Origin of the sequence: Chitinophaga solisilvae (assembly GCF_009928525.1) — a bacterium.
GTDB lineage: Bacteria > Bacteroidota > Bacteroidia > Chitinophagales > Chitinophagaceae > Chitinophaga > Chitinophaga solisilvae.
The window spans coordinates 15,839-33,963 of the sequence record NZ_JAABOK010000018.1 but is presented as its reverse complement, the minus strand read 5'-3'; the positions used below and the strand labels follow the sequence as shown (position 1 = coordinate 33,963).

Genomic DNA, 18,125 nt, shown 5'->3' with positions numbered 1-18,125 from the left:
CCTACAATATGAAACATGCCATCATGTTATCCCTGATATTGTCATGGGGAATGAAATCTTTTGCGCAGGCAGACAGCTCGCAAACAGAGAAGAAAAAAACAACGCTGACTGCCGGAATAACCTATTCCAATAACGCCAGTTACTACGGACAGCAGGCCGCAGAAAAAATGCCATACGCTGCAGTGAGCGCCATGCTGAAATTCCCATTCGGACTATATTTCACCGGAATGGGATACCGCCTGCTGCACGATTCCGATGCTATAGTCTCCGCCTCGGCAGCCGGCATCGGCTTCAGCTTCAACCTGGGTAAAAAACTGGTGGCCGATCTGAACTACAGCCATACTTTTTACCCGGCCCAATCCCCCTTTCTGCAGGCTGCCAGCCCGGACATGGCAGGGGCCTCGCTCAGCTACGAATACTGGATGACAACCGCTGTCAACGCCGATTATACCTTCGGCAAACAACAGGATGTTTTCGTTACACTCAGCACAGAGAAACTGATCGGCCTGGGACATCTCTTCAGCAAAAAAGACCTGGTGACACTTACCCCTAAAATTGAAGTCACCGCAGGCACCCAGCACTTCTACGAATCCTATATCACGGAAAAATACAAAAGAGACAGCATCATGGGATTTCCACTGCCTCCGCTGATACACCTTCCCGGAAGCAGCACGACTACTACCACGACCACCACCGTGGACAACAGCAAATTTGATATGCTCTCCTATAACCTTCGGGTACCACTGGCATATAACCGCGCACACTATATGATAGAAGCAGCCTGGCAACTCGCTGTACTGAGCCGGGAAGCACAGACAGGCGGCGGCACCGCCAACTCATTCTTCCACCTAAGTATGTACTACCAGTTCTGATATGAAAGTATTAATCGTTGAAGATGAACAAGCCATGGCAGCAGAAATGGAAGTCTTCCTGAAAAAAGCCTTCTACCTCTGCGACCTTGCTGCCACCGCGCAGGAAGGGCTATCCAAAATGGAGGAGAACCAATATGACTTTATCCTCCTCGACCTGGGCCTGCCGGACAGAGATGGCATGCACGTACTGGCGGAAGCCCGGAAAAACTGTCCGGATGCCTCCTACATCATACTGACCGCCCGCGGTCAGCTGGAAGACCGCATCCGCGGCCTGGACCTGGGAGCGGACGATTACCTGGCCAAACCCTTTTCCCTGCTGGAACTGCAGTCAAGAATGCAGGCCATCAACCGAAGGAAATCAGGCCTCAACCAATCCGTTGTACCACTCGGAGATTTCGCTGTAGACCTCTCCCGCCGCAGAGTTACCTGCAGCGGCCACGAAATTTCCCTCTCCCGGAAGGAATTTGACCTGCTCAGCTACCTGCTCCTCCACAAAAACAGGCCGCTCACCAGGATGCAGCTGAGCGAACATATATGGGGCAACTTCTCCGATGATGAAGCCGACTCCAACTATATCGACGTACACATAAAAAACATCCGCAAGAAATTATCTGCACACGCCTCCGTAGAATGGCTGCAGACACTGCGTAACATCGGCTATAAAATAAAAATCTGAGCGTGAAACTACTGACAAAACTTACGCTGTTCATTACGCTCTCCAAAGTAGCCATCGTAGTACTGTTCGTACTGCTGCTACCCGCACTGGTGGATAAAATTGCCTACCAGTACAACGACTATTACCTGAAAGAACAAAAGAAAAAAGTACTACAGGTCATCAGCAAAAATGGTATCGGCGCCTACCTTCAGGGAGAAAAAAACTACGGCAGCTATACTATGCTCAAAGAAGAATACATATCACTGGAACCCGCCGGCAGGTTTACCCTCTCCGATACCATCGCTACCGTGCGGCGCGTGGTGGAAGAAGATACCCTCACCTACCGCGTACTAAGCCACGTATTCACAGATAATCAACAACGTTATGTACTGGAAGTAGGTAAAACAACATCCACCATCAGCCAGTATAACCGGCCGTTGCAACGGGTAGCCCTGTTTGTACTGATTACGCTGATCGTTATCACTATCATGACAGACCTGGTGTTCACCCGCCTGCTGCTCCGCCCCCTCGGCCTCATTATCAGCACCAGGCTGGTTAACCGGAAATTCCCCTTCCGGGAACAGCTGCCGCATATATCTACTTCTACCACTGACTTCAAATACCTGGACGACTCCCTTATTGAACTAATGGGAAAAATCAAGTCCGCATTTGAAAAAGAAAGGGAATTCACCTCCAACGCCTCGCATGAACTGATGACTCCTATCAGTATCCTGCAGAACAAAATGGAAAACATCATGACAGACGGAGAGCTGGATGAGGAAGTGCAGAAACAGATCATGGGCATGATGAAAACCCTGCACCGGCTGAAAAAAATTGTGCATTCCCTGCTCTTCATCTCCCGGATAGAAAATGACCAGTTTCCCAAAACAGACCAGCTGCCACTACGGGAACTCGTTACCACCATCATGGATGAACTGGATGAACGCCTGCAGGAAAAACGACTATCATTTTCCCTGCAGCTGCCTCCGGAAGCTACTATCCGGAATGCCAGCCATGATCTCATCTTCCAGCTGTTGTATAACCTGCTCAACAACGCCATACGCTACAACAAACCCGGAGGAGCCATCATGGTATACGATCAGCATTCCCCTGGCACACCGTTCCGGCTGATGATCCGGGACACCGGCATCGGCATCCCCGACAGCGAAATGGCCACCATCTTCGACAGGTTCAAAAAAGTAAACAGGAACGGCCAGGAAGGTTATGGCCTGGGATTATCAATTGTAAATACTATCGCACAATATCACGGCATCACCATTACAGTAAGTGCGGCGCCCGGAGAAGGCACCATCTTCACCATTACATTCCCGGACAGTATGATCAGCGGATAAAGTATCCTCCGCCGGTCATACCTGCCCTGGCATTTAAAACTTACGGTCCTGGAAAGGTAATCCCTTCCCGTCTTCGCAGTAAGATTTCAGGCTGAAAAGAAACATGGCCCAGTTGTAATTGCAATAACGATAAAAGTCTGTCAGCTCCCGCCAGTACAACTGTTTAAGTACAATGGTCGTTACTCCCTTCTCCTTATTCTCACTCAGGTCAAAGGTGACATGCGTACCTACCCACTCAGGATCATCTTCCACACATTCCCAGTGTATTTTCTTCTCCGGCTCCAGCACCAGTATCTTCATTTTAGTCGCATAGTTATCATCAAAGTCAAAGGCATTGACAAAACCGGTTTCCGGTTTAACAATCAGCTTACGCGTCCATACCGCACCCAGGCCCTCCTGCGTGGTTAATGCCTCAAATACTTTAGCAGCAGGTACTTTGATATAATTGATGTGTTCAATATTCTCCATACAATCTTTTTTCACATGTGGATGTTTTCTCCCGTTACAGCTACAGTTTACCCGGGATTACCATTAATGTACAAAAATTAATATTTTCAGGGTATGATTGTTTGTAGAAAAGCTGTATCCGGAGACCTGGATACCATCGTTATGTTAATGCAACAGCTGGGCTATGCGGTAGACAGCAACACCTTATCTGCGCGCCTGGAACTTATTCTGCAGGAAGAAAAAAGCACCGTACTGGTGGCTGTCACTGCACAGCAGCAGGTAGTCGGCTGCCTGCAGGTACTCATCTCCCACCGGCTGGCAGAGGGTAATAACGGAGAAATAGTAAGCCTGGTAGTAGATGAAACGCAACGGGGCAAAGGCATTGGTAAAATACTGGTAACAGCGGCCTGCAACTGGCTGCAGGAAAAAGGATACGGTAAAATCAGGGTGCGCTGCAACCAGATCCGCACAGATGCCCACCGTTTTTATGAAACCCTGGGATTCACGGAAAAAAAGACGCAAAAAGTTTTCGAGAAAAAAATCATGTAATAACCGGCATATTTTTGTCCAATCAGTAAACACGAAGTTGTCTAAAGATCATACAACAAAAATGCATACCCCATGAAAGAATTCATGATGCTCTTCAGACACATTCCTGCTTCCGGCGTACAGCAAACACCGGAAGCTATGCAGGCCTGCCGGTACCGGTGGCAGGATTGGATCGGCGGTATCGCCGCACAGGATAAATTTGTCAGCACAAACAAATTAGGCAACCAGGGAAAAACGGTGAGTGCCAATCAGGTGATCACCGACGGGCCTTATGCGGCAATAAAGGAAATAGTCAGCGGCTATATCATTGTACGTGCAGATTCCCTGGAAGAAGCCGTAGCTTTATCTGCCGGCTGCCCTATACTGGATGCCGGCGGTCATGTGGAAATCAGAAACATTATCAGACATCATTAACCTCCTGTTATGGCTTTACCTAATATTTTCTCGGAAGAAATTTCTTCCGGCCTCGTACAACGTATCCACCGGCTCAGCCCCGGAAGCAGCCCCCAGTGGGGCAAAATGAATGTGGGTCAGATGCTTGCCCATTGCAATGTTATGTTTGAACAGGAATTTACGGACCAGTACCCAAAACCTGGTTTTCTGCTTGGCTTCATGCTGAAAACATTCATCAAAAAATCTGTTGTCAGCGAACAGCCCTTCAAACGGAATGCTCCTACCAGTCCGGCATACCGGATTCACGACGCCAGGGATTTTGAGACAGAGAAAAACAGGCTGATCGCGCATCTCAGCAAGCTGCTGGGACTGGGCAAAACACATTTTGACAACCGGCAGTCCCACTCGTTCGGTGTGTTGACGCTCACAGAATGGAACAACCTGTTTTATAAACACCTGGATCACCATCTTGTACAGTTCGGCGTATAGCCGTCCGGGTAAGAACAGGCGTTACTTCAGCTGCAATGCGTATTCCAGCTGGGTATCCTTCCCTGTCTTTATCAGGCTGATATCGTCAGGAACGGTAATATCAGGCAGTGCACCACGCCCCGGCAATACCGGCGGTGTAGTATAGCATTCGTAATAAATCAGCGGAATGGATACCTCAACGCCGGTATGCGCCAGGGGAATATGCAGAAATGAGCCGCCATTACCACCGCTGTAGTTGCCGGCGCATTCCTCTCCTATCAGGGTAGCTGCCTTGCTGGCTTTCACGGCCCCCAGGAATTCTGAGGCGGTGGAATAGCTGGCGCCATTCATCAATACCATCACTTTCCCGGTGAAGGCGTTGGCAGCAGGATATTGCAGGGACACGCCCGCCGTATGGGCCGCTTTAAGCGTGAAGGTGCCGTCAGGCTCCGGGATAACTTCTTCAGCTGCATGCTGCTTTTCTTCTTCACTGAGGTCTGAATAGCGCAGGTAGCTGCTGTCCATACTTACCGCATACTGCCGAATGTAATACCGCGACGGCTGGTGAATGAGATAGCGGAACAGCAGCACCCCCAGTGTATCTGCACCGCCGTTATTATTTCTTACATCTATGATCAGCCGCCGGATCTTCTTTTGCTGCAGGGTACGCATGCTTTCGTCCAGGAACCTGCCCATATCCATTTTGCCTACGGCCCCAAAGGTGCGGATCGTCAACACCCCGGTTGTATCGATGATATCCAGCCGCCAGGGCTGCTTCCGGTTTTTCTCCGACCTTGCTGCATACATTTTCAGTATTCCCCGGTTCACCGGGTTCTCTCCGGTGCGGCGGTTAATGACCGGCACTGTGGCTGCCGCGGCGGTCAGGCTACCGCTATTCCCTTTATCATCGCGGTAGGTGATAGTGAAGGAATCCGGCCTTTCGATATGCACATAGTACAGAAACTGGAACATCCCCAGATTGAATTGCTGCTGCTTTTTCTCTGCCTGGATCTCTCCGTCGCCCGACATATGCGCAGCCAGGAGCCTGCGTATGGCAGGCATACTGCGCCCGTTGATGGACAGCAGCTGCCAGAAGGGTTTGATGGTAGTATCGGTGGTATGGTTCAGGGATATATATACGCTGTCACCTATCCAATGGGTAGAAAAAGGGAAGAAACGCGTACGGTGATTATAGTACCTGTCGAAACCTGCCATAGGTTTAGCCCCGGTATGGGCGCAGCGGATATAGGCTGTCAGCGCTGTGCAGGTGTTGTACCAGTCATAGAAGGCGGTACTGTCTATTAAAGAAGCATACAAACTATCCATGTAATGCTGCATATCACTGCGGGAGGCATAGCGGTATAAACCCGGATGCATTTTTTCCAGCGCCTGACGCAGCTGGTTAAAATCTGCCCGGAGCTGTACGGCAGAAAAATGGCGGAACCGGAGGCTGTCGGTCTGAGCAGTTGCCGGCAGGGATAACATACCTGTCAGCAGGATCCATAGTATTTTCTTCATCATCAATATTTGCTGTAAAATTCAGTAATACATGGAATTATGGTTTACAAACCTGTGCTCAGATCGCGATTTGAGTAGTTTCAGGATCCGCTGCAGGACTGCATCTGCAGAAACTGACCGGGAGCCATGCCCGTCAGCTGCTTAAAAACCCGTTGGAAAGTTGCCTGAGAGCTGAAGCCACAGGAAAAGGCGATACTGCTGAGGGTATATTGCTGTAAATCTGTTTGCAGCACTTTCTTCTTAAATGCTTCTACCCGGTAGTTATTCACATATTCGTTGAAGTTAGTCTGCAGGTGCTGATTCAGAACGGCGGAAATAGTTTTGGCGGGTATCCCGGTTACACCTGCAAGGGAGGTGAGCGTCAGTCCGGGTTCCAGGTACAACTCCTGTACTTCCATGGCTCTCTGCAGCGCGAGGCAGGTGCTGCTGATATTTTCTTCCGCAATACTATTTGCTTTCGGGGAGATGACCGGTATTTGCCGGAAAGACCACAGGTACCCTTTGATGCCCAGCCAGTAAATCAATATAGTAACGGGAACGAATATAGGATACCAGCCTGTTCTGTTCAGCAGGGAATCCCTGGTGGCCGGAATCAGGTAAGGTACCAGGAAAAACAACCATATCCCCAGCAGACAGCAAAACAGGATGGTCACTTCATGCGCCCACTTCCACAGGGGCAGATAAACCCGGTCCAGGCGCCCGTGGTACTGCATTAAATACCGGACCGTCATCACCAGGTAGATGCTCAGCGACAGCCATCGGAGGCCATCTGTATATATTTCACAAAATTCTATTATTGCTCCGGCAGTTCCTCGCTTCATGAGTCCCAGGTTCACAAGCGCGGCGACCGTGTAGGGAAAGAGGTCCAGCGCCACCGGGTAAAAATGCCGGCTATCTTTATAGGTCAGCCTGAAATCCGGTTCCATTAAACTTCTCACATAAAAAAACAGCAGTGGCCCTACCGGCATAAATACCACCAGTGGTAACACCTGGGCCAGCACATCCAGCCAGCGGGCGCTGTTCAGCCACGGCGCACTAATTGACATAGCATTGAATGCACACATCGCCAGCAACCACAACAGCGCCGCCAGCAACCAGTACTGCTGCCTTACCGGCCGCCGGCACACCAGCAACACACCTATGAGAAGACCCTGTAAGGCGCCGAAGAGGATGAGGAAGTGGAAGAAATCATGCATGGGTTGAAATTACGAATTACAAATTACGAATTACGAATGATGAATGGCGAGTGATGAGCGAAGACCTGAGCGAATAAAGAATATTTTTAATTCTTCGCTCAGGTCTTCGCTCATCACTCGCCATTCATCATTCGTAATTCGTAATTTGTAATTCGTAATTACTTAATAACCGCTTCTTCTTCCTTTTCTTGTCTTTCCCAGATTTTATATTTTACCTGGTAGCCTTTGGGGGCGTATACAACGATGGGTAGTTTGCTGTTATATCTTACGAGGCGGGTATTGTAGATAAACTTATCGGTCAGTGTTTTATCCGGGCAGCCCATCAGGGTAGAGGCGGTTCTGCCGGTGGAGGTGTACTGATAATAGGTGTATCCCCAGCCTTTCACATCTTTGGCGGTAAACTGGCCAATGAGGCGATGGTTGTTGCAGTCTACCTTCATCACTTTTCCGGCCATTAATTCTACCTGGTAGTTATCTTCTGCATTTCTTTCCGGCAGATCAATAACATAACGGGTCATGCCTTTAACAGTGACAGGAAAGGGTTTCAGATTTTCGTCCTTCACCCCTTGTGAATAACCGGTTTGCACTGCTGTAGCCCATACCAGTAACAGCAACATGAATTGTTTCATACAATATTATTTAATTAAGATGACTGCAAGATAATGTGTCAGCTTAATTAACAGCCGCTAAAACAAAATTGTTTGATCAACCGCCGCCCAGTGCCCGGTAGAGGGTTATGACCGCCTGCCACTGCTGAAGTCTGTCATTGATGGCGCCCATTTGTGCGGCCAGCAGATGCTGTTCAGAAGTAAGCACGTCTGTGTAGTTGGTGGCAGAGCTGTATTTCAGCAATTCTTTGGTGAAGTCCACCGCTTTTTCCAGGGAGGCCAGCTGCAGGCGGCGGCTCTCCTGCTTTTCGCCGGCGGCTTCAAAGGAATACAGGGCATCGGAGACTTCCTTACCTGCTGTCAGCATGGTTTTGCTGAAATTAAAAAACGCTTCCTGCTGACGGGCCTGTGCTGTAGTAAGCCGTGCTTTATTCAATCCGCGGTTAAAAATGGGTTGTGTGATACCCCCCAGCACGTTTCCAAACAGGCCGGCATCCGTGAACCAGTCGCTGAAGCTGAAGCTGGAAAAGCCTGCTGCGGCGGTGATGGTAAGGGAAGGGTAAAAGGCTGTTCTGGCGATGTTGGTATTTTCAAAGGCAGCGCGGAACGCAAATTCCGCTTCACGCACGTCGGGGCGGTACTGCAGCAGCTGCGCGGGGATACCGGTGTGCAGTGCTCCGGGCAGCAGCTGGTTGTTCAGCGTACCCCGTGCGATACCGGCGGGAGGCAATGCCAGCAATATGCTCAGCGCATTTTCTGTTTCCCGTATCTGTTGCTTTACATCCGGAATGGCTACAGCGGCGGCATAGCGGTTGGCCTCACTCTGCACTACGGCGGCGCCATTCACTATGCTGGAGGCTTTCAGTTCTTTCATAATGTTCACATCTTCTGTACGGTTGACCAGCGTTTTTTCCAGTACCTGCAGTTGTTCATCCAATGCCAGCAGCGTGAAATAGGTGCTGGCAATATCGGCTACCAGCCGGCTTTTTACGGCCTGCTGCGCCGCTACTTGCTGCAGCCATGTTGCCTGCGCAGCTTTTTTGCCGCTGCGCAGTTTTCCCCATACATCCACTTCCCAGCTGGCGCTGGCGCCCAGATCGTACTGGGTAGCGGTATTCACCAGGCCGTATCCCTGCGGGAAGGCCAGCCGCGATTGTTTGATGCCGGCGTTGGCGTTAATATCGGGCAGGAATGCCTGCCTGCTCTGCCGCAATGCTGCCTGTGCAGCTACGATGCGCTGCATCGCTATCTTCAGATCTAAATTCTCCTGCAGCCCGCGGTTAATCAGCTGCTGCAGCAGCGTGTCTGCAAAAAGCGACTGCCATGGTCTTCCGGCCATCGTCTGGGTATCTGCAGCAGTACGGTCGCGGTAAAGGCCGGCCGGCGCCACTTCCGGCTGACGATATGTTTTTGTGATATGACAGGCGGCAGATAAAACCATTACGGCTATCAGCCAGGTATATTTTATGTTCATAATTTTCTTTTAATCCAGTTCAACTAATGCCGGTTCCTTCCCCGCTTTTACAATCATGGTTCCCTTTCCGCTGAGGCGCTCCTGTAATGCCTGGAATATCACAAACAATACGGGGATAATGAATACGCCGAATACAGTTCCTATCAGCATGCCACCTACGGCTGCGGTACCGATGGAACGGTTGCTGATAGCTCCAACGCCATTGGCAAACATCAACGGCATCAGGCCGAAAATGAACGCAAAGGAAGTCATCAGGATAGGACGGAAACGCGCTGCTGCACCGGAGATGGCGGCACGTACCAGGCTCAGGCCACTCTGCCGGCGCTGGATGGAGAACTCCACAATCAGGATGGCGTTCTTTGCGAGCAGCCCTATCAGCATAATCAGGCTTATCTGCAGGAAAATATTGTTATCCAGCCCGGCGGCACGCGCAAAGAAGAATGCGCCTGCCAGCCCTACCGGCAGCGATAGCAGCACGGAGAAAGGCAGGATATAACTTTTGTATTGTGCACTCAGCAGGAAGTAGATGAACAGCAGACATAGGCTGAAGATGAGCACCGTCTGGCTACCGCTGGAAATCTCCTCCCTGGTCAGGGCGCTGAACTCATAGCCGATACCTTTAGGTAAGGTCTGCGCAGCCACTTCCTGTATGGCCCTGATGGCATCGCCGGAGCTGAAACCCTGTTTAGGCGTTCCCGTTACTGCGGCGGAAGTATAGAGATTGAAGCGGTTGATAAATTCCGGACCGCTGGTTTTACGCAATGTCAGGAAACCGGCTACCGGGGCCATACCTCCCTTTTCATTGCGCACATATATTTTGTTGAGGTCTGCCTCTTCTGCCCTGGCGCTGGCATAGGACTGCAGCATAACTCGGTACTGCTTCCCGAAGCGGTTAAAGTCCGACGCATAAATACCGCCCAGATAGCCCTGCAAAGTGCGCAGGAGCGTGTTTACATTTACGCCCGCTTCTTTACACCGTGCTACATCCACACTTACTTCATACTGTGGGAAATCAGTATTGTAGGGCGTGGCGGCATACATGATTTCCGGACGCTGATTCAGCTGCTGCATAAATTTGCCGACGGCAATACCGAAATCTTTGTAACTGCCGCCTGCTTTATCCTGTAACTGTACTTCAAAACCATTGCTGTTACCAAAGCCCTGCAGGGTAGGCGCTGCAAAAAAGATGATGCTCGCGCCGCGTATGGCGCCTGTCTGCGCAAAAAGTTTTCCCACAATGGTGTTGATGTCCTGTCCTTTGTGTTTCCGCTCCTCCCAGGGTTTAAGCCGGATGAAGATGGCGCCGTAGGAGCCACCGAAACCACTGATCAGGTTCATGCCACCCAGGCTGGAAACGAGGTCTACTTCCGGGATCGCCTTGGCGATACTGTCTATCTGATCCAGCACCTTGTTGGTTTGCTCCAGGGTGGTGGCCGGCGGCAGGATAACATCTCCGTAGATAGCGCCGGAATCTTCATTGGGTACAAATCCGGTAGGCGTGGTTTTCATCAGGTAGATGAGCAGTGCGGCGAATACAGCGATGCCGCCCAGCGCCAGCCACTTACGGGCGATAAGCATTTTTACGCTACGTATATACCTGTCCGTTACTACACTGAATCCTGCATTGAAAGCCGCATGAAACCGCTGCATCAGCCCGCGGTGCTCATGAGCGGCAGGGCTATGCGGCTTCAGCAGGATAGCGCATAACGCAGGGCTTAGCGTCAGCGCATTGACAGCGGATATCACGATGGCTACTGCCAGCGTAATACCAAATTGCTTATAGAAAACGCCTGCAGATCCGGTGATGAAAGTTACCGGTACAAACACGGCGGACATAATCAGTGTAATAGAAATAATAGCGGAACTGATTTCACTCATGGCGTGCATAGTAGCCTTGCGTGCGGATTTTGCGCCCTGGTCCAGCTTGGCGTGCACCGCTTCCACTACTACAATAGCGTCGTCTACCACAATACCGATGGCCAGCACCAGCGCAAATAAAGTAAGCAGGTTCAGGGTGAAACCAAATATTCTGAGGAAGAAGAAGGTGCCGATAATAGCTACAGGTACTGCAATCGCGGGGATCAGGGTAGACCTGAAATCCTGCAGGAAGATGAACACCACGATAAATACCAGGATGAATGCTTCGAAGATAGTCTGAATAAGTTTTGAGATAGAAGCATTGAGGAAGTCATTCACGTTAATGAATGTACGTAGTTTGACCCCTGGCGGGAAATCCTTTTCTGCAGCGGCAAATACGCGTTCTACTTCTTTCACTACCTCGTTGGCGTTGGAGCCGGCTGTCTGGCTGATAGCGCCGCCGGAAGTCCGGAAGCCCTGTGTTTTACCGTCTGTGGCATAGTTGAACGCGCCCAGTTCTACGTCAGCTATATCTTTCAGGCGCAGCAGCTGTCCGTTGCCGTTGGCGCGGATGATGATATCGCCGAATTGCTGCGGCGTTTCCAGGCGGCCGGTATATTTTAATACGTATTGAAAAGTCTTCTTACTGTTCTCTCCTATCTTGCCGGGGGCAGCTTCGATGTTCTGTTCTGCCAGCGCGGCGATAACATCGTCGGGCATGAGGCTGTAGGCAGACATTACATCAGGTTTCAGCCAGATGCGCATACTGTATGCCTGGTCGCTGTACATCTGCACGTCTCCCACGCCGGAAATTCTCTTCAGCTGCGGCACTATATTGATACGGAGATAGTTGTCCAGGAAAGTACGGCCATAGGTGCTGTCTTCACTGTACAGCAGGAAGCTGAATACTTCGCTGCTGAGTTTTTTGGTAGTGGTGATACCTGTTTTCACTACCTCTGCGGGCATGAGGCCAACGGCTTTGGCGACCCTGTTCTGCACGTTTACGGCAGCCAGGTCAGGGTCGGTACCCTGCTTGAAGTTGACGGTAATTACAGCGCTGCCGTCATTGCTGGCTTTGGAAGTCATGTATGTCATGTGTTCCACACCATTGATCTGTTCCTCCAGGGGGATGATGACACTCTTCATCACCACATCTGCGTTCGCGCCCTGATAGGCGGCTGATACTTCTACGGTCGGAGGGGCTATTTCAGGATACTGCGAAATGGGTAGCGACATTAACCCCAGGCCTCCGAGTATGACAATGATGATGGAGATAACGGTGGAGAGTACCGGGTTATCTATAAATTTCTTTAACATAAAATCAGTTTTTAAAAGGCAAGGCAGTGGCTGTTACAACCGTTTATCACTGTTGCAGGGAGATGTAATGCCTGTAGCAAAGGATGTTATCTGGAGGCGGTAGTCACGGGTTGCAATACGGGTTTTATCTTCATGCCTTCTTTCAGGCTGCCGACGCCTTCGGTGACAATTTTCTCTCCGCGTTTCACGCCGCCGGTGATGATAAAGGAATCTCCTGCGGTGAATTCCTTTACTGCAATTTCCCGTGATCTGGTTACGCCGGCAGTATCTACCGTGTAAACAAATTTCTTACCCTGCAGCTCGAAGGTGGCCTTTGCAGGCACCACCAGCGCGTCGTTTACAGGTTGCGTGATACGGATAACGGCACTGCTGCCGCTGCGTATCAGTCCTGCGGTATTGCTGAAAGCCGCGCGCATGCTGATAGCTCCTGTTTCGGTGTTAATGAGGCCGCCGGTGGTTTCAATTCTGCCCTTCTCCGGATAGGCGTTACCGTTAGCCAGTATCAGTTGTACCGGCGGGAGGCTATGAATTTTTTCGTCCAGTGATTTTCCGGTATCCTGACCGGTTAAATCGAGTAACTGTTTTTCGTTAAAGGAAAAATAGACATGTACGGTGGAAATGTCTGAGAGGGTGGTAAGCGGTTCAGGGCTGTTGCTGCTGACGAGGCTGCCTATTTTATAGGGCAGTGTACCGATGATGCCGTCGGCCGGGCTATAGATAGTGGTATAGCCTACGTTCACGCGGGCGTTCTGCAGGCTGGCTTTTGCCTGCGCCAGTTCCGCTTCCTTGGCCTGCAGGGCCAGCTGGGCGGATTCCAGCTCGTAGTTGCTGACGATTTCTTTTTTCACTAAAGGCTGTACTTTTTTCACTTGCATCGCGGCAGTGTTTACGCCGGCTTCAGCGCTTTTTACAGCGGCCATGGCGGTCAGTACTTCCTGTTCATATTGAGGAGCCTGTATGCGGAACAGGAGTTGTCCCTTTTTAACAGTGGCGCCTTCATCGGCTAATATCTGCTGCACATATCCATCTACTTTAGGTCTTATTTCAATGTTCTGTTTTCCTCTTACGGTGGCCGGGTAGTCGATGTTGATGACTGCCGGAGCGGGTGTCAGCGCGGTAACCTGGTAAGGTTGCGGCTGATCGTTATACCCTGTTTCAGGCGGTTTGCTGCCACAGGCAGTCAGAAAAAGGGCCGTTGCCATCATACCGGCAATCCTGGTAGTTGTTGTCTGCATAATTGCTGTTTTTAGCTATTTTTTGCCGGAACATAGAAATCCCGTCCGCAAACCGGGCAGCTTTGCAGTGTATAGAAAAATCTTCGGCCGGGCAAAAAGGTAATGCGCTGGAAGTACCGCCGGTCGCACATCTCCGGCGGATTGCCAACAATGAATTGTTATTCTGGTGCGAAGTTAGTAAATTTGTGAATAAACCAAATAAACACTTTGTTTATTATGAAAAATAATTTTCCGGAGAACGAGAAAGCGGTGTGGATATTGAAAACAAAAGGGCCTCAGCCACTGATAGCAGTAGCCGAGCAACTGAACATCACAGTAGAAGGGGCGCGCTTTCAGCTGCTGAAGCTGGCCAGCGAAGGTATTGTGGAAGCAGTAACGGTATCTAAAGGCAGGGGCAGGCCACAACAGATATGGTCGCTCACCGCCCTGGGCAACCAGCGCTTTCCGGATACGCACGCTGACCTGACCGTCCGCCTCATCAACTCCATGCGCGATACGCTGGGGGAAGAAGCACTGCAGACAGTCATAGACGCTACGCAGAAAGTCAACATCACCAGATATACACAGGCGGTAGCCCAGGCCGGCAACCTGGAAGAAAAAATTAACTGCCTCGCACAGGCGAGAGATGCGGAAGGATATATGGCCTCCTATGAAAAAGAAGGAGACGGATTTTTACTCATAGAAAACCACTGCCCTATCTGTGCAGCAGCCACTGCCTGCCTGGGATTCTGCAAATCAGAACTGGAAACCTTCAAAAAAGTAATTGGCAGGGAGGCAAAGGTGAAACGTGTGAACCACATCCTGGAAGGCGCCAGAAGATGCGCCTACAGTATCATTCCGGACAAGGCGGACAAGAAATAAACAATAACCGGAAGATGGAAAACGGCGGACCCAAAGCCCGCCGTTAGTATGTTATTTACCTGGTAAGTTTTTCGATCTTTTCTTTCATCTCCTTATTCTCTGCACTTAACACCGCCATCTTCTTCTGCTGTTCTATCATATACAAGGTCAGCTCTTCTATCTTCTGCAACAGTTTCGCTGATACATCTCCCAGATCTACGCCCTCCTTCTGCACCACAGCAGCAGAAGGGATTTCAGGAAGATGCCCGTGCTGACGGATAAATGATTCCACCTCAGATAAATCAGGAAGTTTGTAATCCGGCTCAAATACAAAATCAGCCCAGCCCTGTTGTAATACTCTCACACGTTTTGCAGTAATGGTACCATTCACAGAAAGATCTGTCGGCAACGCGTTGCTGCCCATCTTCACGTTGTTGTTCCGGTCGTATTGTACCATCAGTCCATCATATGCCGTCACATATTCCCCGTGCAGGAAAAACAGCTCGGAAAGCCCTATAGCTCCTGCGGCACCAATACCATTGTAAAAGGTATACCTGAGTTTTGAAAAAGTACCCCGGGCTTCCGCAATATAATCATTGAGGCTTGTATTACTTACATCAGCCAAAATTATCCAGTCATTGGCACCTGTTTCAAAACCTTCTATTTTAAAACGGGAGCTACCCTGGTAGCGCGCTGTCCAGCCAACATACGCTTTCTTCTGCGTGTGCACCAGCGGCAGGTTTTCTACCAGTACAACCATTGGGTTGCTTTCTGAAGGGGCAGTACCGAAAAAAGGATCCAGCGCACCGTCGAAAAGCCGGCTTACATCTACCTGAACAGGCCCCGTCAGTGTTACTTTAAAACGTTTGTCTGCGTGAAACAACAGGTTCTTCTCCAGACCTGCAAAGGAATTGTTATTCGGAGCCACCAGGGAGGCTACCTGCGCATACGCTGCGGACATTGACAACCAGAAAAGGGTCACAAACATGCATACATTTCTCATGGTAAAAGGGAGTTTATACTTCAACCTGCAAGATCAGCATTTATTTTTAAATAACCCACACAGCCTCAAAGCAATATGCCCCAACTAATGTTGAGGCACATGCTTCATGTTGAGGTTAATATCCGGGCGTATGAAAAAACTATTTCATGAAAATCTTTCTGATCGCCTTATTGGTTTTCTCCGATACATAAATAGTACCTGACTTGTCCACACACACACCGCCCATATGACGGAAGAGCGCTTCATTCAGTGTACCGTTGACATATCCCATCTTAAACAGCTCCCGCGTTCCGGCCGCACCTGTAATGGTAGTTACCAGCCCGCCCGGAGTAATGCTGCGTACTGCCATCAGCATATTGTCTATTACAATAATATTGCCGGTAACCGGATCATAGGTTACCTCTATCGGAGAACCCATGAGTACCTGGCTTCCCTGGCCGTCCACAAAGCCTGTTTCAGAAGAATTACCCGCCAGCAAAGCATCCCTGCCGCCAGGAGAGGTTACCCCTACATAAGGCGTGTAATAATCGCCGCCGGCATAATAAATACGTCCTGACGGATCAATCGCCATACCACCCGGAATGGTCACATAGCCGTTTCCTATACGTGTCAGGGTAGCATTGCTTTCCAGCCTGAATACCCCCTGGTACTGCTGGCTCACATATACCACGCCGCTGAAATCCACGCCGATACCACCACCCAGCCTGCCGGAAAATGAGAACACCGTTGCTACTTTACCATCCGGTGTGATCTTGCGGATAAAAGTCTGCTTATAATTACCATCCTGTATATAGATATTATCCAGTTTATCGATCACCATAGAGGTAGGCGCTTCCAGCACAGCGCTGGTACCTGTGCCATCTACGTGCCCGCCGGTATTGGAAAGACTTCCCGCAAAATGGCTGATCACCCCGGTGGCGCTTACTTTCTTAATCCTGTTGCCGTCAACAATAAACAGGGTGCCGCCGCGGTCAACCACAATACTTCCGGGAGTCTCCAGGTCAGTAGTACCCGGACCGCCCACCAGCGTCATCACACCGGCACGTTTGAAAACAGGACCGGTAGCCTGCAAGGCACCTACGCGCACTTCCAGCGCACCGGTGGAAATACCGGCGGGCATCTTCAGCTTCAGTTCCTTTTCCGTGGCTCCTGTTACCGGTATAGTTATTCCATTTAAAGTAACCATGTTATCTGTCAGCACATTACTGAAACCTACACCCGTTACCGTTACCTCGCTTCCTTCCAGACCATTGTCAGGCGTAAGTTTCGCGATACCCAGGTTCTGTTCTTTAAATAAGGGCCCGGCAGTTTCCTGTCCGTTTACCCATACTTTAAGATTGCCGGTTCCCGCACCAGCAGGTATGGTCACCACCAGCCCTTCTTCTGTGGCTGATTTTACCGTTCCCTTTACGCCATTGAAAAACACATTATTCTCATCGGCTTCTTTACTGAAATTCTTGCCGCTGATGGTAATATCTTCACCGGCAGGGCTGCTCAGGGGAGTTACTGTCTGCAATACCGGCGGAGGTATCACCGTGAAATCCGGACCGGTTGTTATCTGTCCGTTGATCGTCAGGCTCAGCGGCCCCGTTGCCACGTCGTCAGGGGTGGTTACCACTATCTGCGTGGCAGTAGCGCTGACAACCTTACCAGGCTTACCGTTGAAGGCAATGCTGTTATCTGCCGCCACCGTACTGAATCCTTCTCCCGTAATGGTAACGGTTGTTCCCTTGCCACCTTTCAGCGGCTTGAGTTTAGCAATATGCTGGAAGGTAAATAACGGACCACTCACTTCCTTATCCTCTACTGTCACCTTCACGGCGCCAGTACCGGCCGCCTCAGGTACGGCGGCCACTATCAGCGTATCGTTCACGCTGGTGATAGTTGCCTCCTTCCCGTTCACGGTTACTTTCGCGGGTGTATTCAGACTGCTGAAACCTTCCCCGCGGATGTTGAGGTTTGTACCCGCCGGACCATTCAACGGATTTACGGCGCGCATGGTCAGGTTCTGGTAAGTATAACTGCCTGCTTCCACCTGCTTGCCATCGTTGCTGATGGTTACCTTACCGGAAGATGCTTTCTCCGGAGCCAGTACCATCATAATGGTATCTTTTACATCCACCACAGTGGCAGCGATACCATTAAAGCTCACTTCATTTTCCTTCGCGCTGCTGCCGAAACCTGTTCCGCTGATAGTCACCACAGTTCCTGCCTTGCCGCTGCTGGGCCAGAAATTCTTCACCGTCAGCGGCGTTTTCATCTCCTGCACATCTTTCCTTTTACAGGCAGAAAATACCAGGATAAATCCAAGAAATAAATATATACAGTGTTTCATATTGCT

At 50.3% G+C, this 18,125-nt stretch carries 16 protein-coding genes; 7 read left to right on the top strand and 9 right to left on the bottom strand.

The genetic code is table 11. The annotated features are described in order from the left end of the window. The first annotated feature begins 8 nt into the window (after positions 1 to 8). The 3 genes from GWG06_RS26330 to GWG06_RS26320 are packed head-to-tail and all read left to right on the top strand — an operon-like array spanning position 9 to position 2,879. Complete coding sequence (locus GWG06_RS26330) at positions 9 to 872, top strand: hypothetical protein (RefSeq protein ID WP_127037132.1); 864 nt, start codon at positions 9 to 11, stop codon at positions 870 to 872. 1 nt (position 873) lies between these two features. Then, on the top strand, positions 874 to 1,548 hold the full coding sequence (locus tag GWG06_RS26325; protein WP_127037134.1) for a response regulator transcription factor: 675 nt from the start codon (positions 874 to 876) through the stop codon (positions 1,546 to 1,548). Between the two features lie 2 nt (positions 1,549 to 1,550). Continuing rightward, the gene (locus GWG06_RS26320; RefSeq protein WP_160717284.1) at positions 1,551 to 2,879 is read left to right on the top strand and encodes a sensor histidine kinase; all 1,329 of its coding nucleotides are present in this window, start codon (positions 1,551 to 1,553) and stop codon (positions 2,877 to 2,879) included. Positions 2,880 to 2,912: 33 nt separating this feature from the next. On the opposite strand, the gene GWG06_RS26315 is transcribed toward GWG06_RS26320, so the two are convergent. Beyond that, on the bottom strand, positions 2,913 to 3,362 hold the full coding sequence (locus tag GWG06_RS26315; protein ID WP_235938548.1) for an SRPBCC family protein: 450 nt from the start codon (positions 3,360 to 3,362) through the stop codon (positions 2,913 to 2,915). A gap of 78 nt (positions 3,363 to 3,440) precedes the next feature. On the opposite strand from GWG06_RS26315, the gene GWG06_RS26310 reads away from it, so the two are divergent. From GWG06_RS26310 to GWG06_RS26300, 3 genes are all read left to right on the top strand, one after another. Continuing rightward, positions 3,441 to 3,875: a GNAT family N-acetyltransferase gene (locus tag GWG06_RS26310; RefSeq protein WP_160717280.1), complete on the top strand. Its 435-nt coding sequence runs from the start codon at positions 3,441 to 3,443 to the stop codon at positions 3,873 to 3,875. A 72-nt stretch (positions 3,876 to 3,947) separates the two neighbouring features. After that, positions 3,948 to 4,289 (top strand): YciI family protein, encoded by a 342-nt coding sequence (locus GWG06_RS26305; protein WP_160717278.1) that lies wholly within the window; start codon positions 3,948 to 3,950, stop codon positions 4,287 to 4,289. 9 nt (positions 4,290 to 4,298) lie between these two features. Beyond that, positions 4,299 to 4,757, top strand: coding sequence for a DUF1569 domain-containing protein (locus GWG06_RS26300; RefSeq protein WP_127037144.1), 459 nt, complete (start codon positions 4,299 to 4,301; stop codon positions 4,755 to 4,757). 21 nt (positions 4,758 to 4,778) lie between these two features. Here the strand turns inward: GWG06_RS26300 and GWG06_RS26295 are convergent, their stop codons facing one another. The 6 genes from GWG06_RS26295 to GWG06_RS26270 all read right to left on the bottom strand — a co-directional run bounded on the left by GWG06_RS26295 (position 4,779) and on the right by GWG06_RS26270 (position 13,941). Continuing rightward, positions 4,779 to 6,254: a S41 family peptidase gene (locus GWG06_RS26295; protein ID WP_160717276.1), complete on the bottom strand. Its 1,476-nt coding sequence runs from the start codon at positions 6,252 to 6,254 to the stop codon at positions 4,779 to 4,781. A gap of 80 nt (positions 6,255 to 6,334) precedes the next feature. Then, positions 6,335 to 7,450: a helix-turn-helix domain-containing protein gene (locus GWG06_RS26290; RefSeq protein WP_160717274.1), complete on the bottom strand. Its 1,116-nt coding sequence runs from the start codon at positions 7,448 to 7,450 to the stop codon at positions 6,335 to 6,337. Between the two features lie 158 nt (positions 7,451 to 7,608). Next, positions 7,609 to 8,079, bottom strand: a complete 471-nt coding sequence (eco, locus tag GWG06_RS26285) for a serine protease inhibitor ecotin (RefSeq protein WP_160717272.1) — start codon at positions 8,077 to 8,079, stop codon at positions 7,609 to 7,611. A gap of 76 nt (positions 8,080 to 8,155) precedes the next feature. Then, entirely contained in the window at positions 8,156 to 9,532 is a 1,377-nt protein-coding gene (locus tag GWG06_RS26280) for an efflux transporter outer membrane subunit (RefSeq protein WP_160717270.1), read from the bottom strand. A 9-nt stretch (positions 9,533 to 9,541) separates the two neighbouring features. Beyond that, positions 9,542 to 12,706, bottom strand: coding sequence for an efflux RND transporter permease subunit (locus GWG06_RS26275; RefSeq protein ID WP_160717268.1), 3,165 nt, complete (start codon positions 12,704 to 12,706; stop codon positions 9,542 to 9,544). 86 nt (positions 12,707 to 12,792) lie between these two features. Next, entirely contained in the window at positions 12,793 to 13,941 is a 1,149-nt protein-coding gene (locus GWG06_RS26270) for an efflux RND transporter periplasmic adaptor subunit (RefSeq protein ID WP_202183126.1), read from the bottom strand. Between the two features lie 216 nt (positions 13,942 to 14,157). Here GWG06_RS26270 and GWG06_RS26265 point away from each other — a divergent pair, with 216 nt between their 5' ends. Next, on the top strand, positions 14,158 to 14,802 hold the full coding sequence (locus GWG06_RS26265; protein WP_160717266.1) for a helix-turn-helix transcriptional regulator: 645 nt from the start codon (positions 14,158 to 14,160) through the stop codon (positions 14,800 to 14,802). Positions 14,803 to 14,857: 55 nt separating this feature from the next. Here GWG06_RS26265 and GWG06_RS26260 read toward each other — a convergent pair whose 3' ends face one another. Together GWG06_RS26260 and GWG06_RS26255 are read right to left on the bottom strand one after the other, a co-directional pair. Then, positions 14,858 to 15,784 carry a hypothetical protein gene (locus GWG06_RS26260; protein ID WP_160717264.1) on the bottom strand — a complete coding sequence of 309 codons (927 nt, stop codon included), beginning with the start codon at positions 15,782 to 15,784 and terminating at the stop codon, positions 14,858 to 14,860. A gap of 139 nt (positions 15,785 to 15,923) precedes the next feature. After that, on the bottom strand, positions 15,924 to 18,119 hold the full coding sequence (locus tag GWG06_RS26255) for an IPT/TIG domain-containing protein (RefSeq protein ID WP_160717262.1): 2,196 nt from the start codon (positions 18,117 to 18,119) through the stop codon (positions 15,924 to 15,926). Between the last annotated feature and the right edge of the window lie 6 nt (positions 18,120 to 18,125).

Bases quoted from the DNA above. Each gene is read 5' to 3' on its own strand.
- GWG06_RS26330 (WP_127037132.1), top strand. From the start codon at position 9: ATGAAACATGCCATCATGTTATCCCTGATATTGTCATGGGGAATGAAA.
- GWG06_RS26325 (WP_127037134.1), top strand. From the start codon at position 874: ATGAAAGTATTAATCGTTGAAGATGAACAAGCCATGGCAGCAGAAATG.
- GWG06_RS26310 (WP_160717280.1), top strand. From the start codon at position 3,441: ATGATTGTTTGTAGAAAAGCTGTATCCGGAGACCTGGATACCATCGTT.
- GWG06_RS26305 (WP_160717278.1), top strand. From the start codon at position 3,948: ATGAAAGAATTCATGATGCTCTTCAGACACATTCCTGCTTCCGGCGTA.
- GWG06_RS26300 (WP_127037144.1), top strand. From the start codon at position 4,299: ATGGCTTTACCTAATATTTTCTCGGAAGAAATTTCTTCCGGCCTCGTA.
- GWG06_RS26295 (WP_160717276.1), bottom strand. From the start codon at position 6,254: ATGAAGAAAATACTATGGATCCTGCTGACAGGTATGTTATCCCTGCCG.
- GWG06_RS26290 (WP_160717274.1), bottom strand. From the start codon at position 7,450: ATGCATGATTTCTTCCACTTCCTCATCCTCTTCGGCGCCTTACAGGGT.
- eco (WP_160717272.1), bottom strand. From the start codon at position 8,079: ATGAAACAATTCATGTTGCTGTTACTGGTATGGGCTACAGCAGTGCAA.
- GWG06_RS26280 (WP_160717270.1), bottom strand. From the start codon at position 9,532: ATGAACATAAAATATACCTGGCTGATAGCCGTAATGGTTTTATCTGCC.
- GWG06_RS26275 (WP_160717268.1), bottom strand. From the start codon at position 12,706: ATGTTAAAGAAATTTATAGATAACCCGGTACTCTCCACCGTTATCTCC.
- GWG06_RS26270 (WP_202183126.1), bottom strand. From the start codon at position 13,941: ATGCAGACAACAACTACCAGGATTGCCGGTATGATGGCAACGGCCCTT.
- GWG06_RS26265 (WP_160717266.1), top strand. From the start codon at position 14,158: ATGAAAAATAATTTTCCGGAGAACGAGAAAGCGGTGTGGATATTGAAA.
- GWG06_RS26260 (WP_160717264.1), bottom strand. From the start codon at position 15,784: ATGAGAAATGTATGCATGTTTGTGACCCTTTTCTGGTTGTCAATGTCC.
- GWG06_RS26255 (WP_160717262.1), bottom strand. From the start codon at position 18,119: ATGAAACACTGTATATATTTATTTCTTGGATTTATCCTGGTATTTTCT.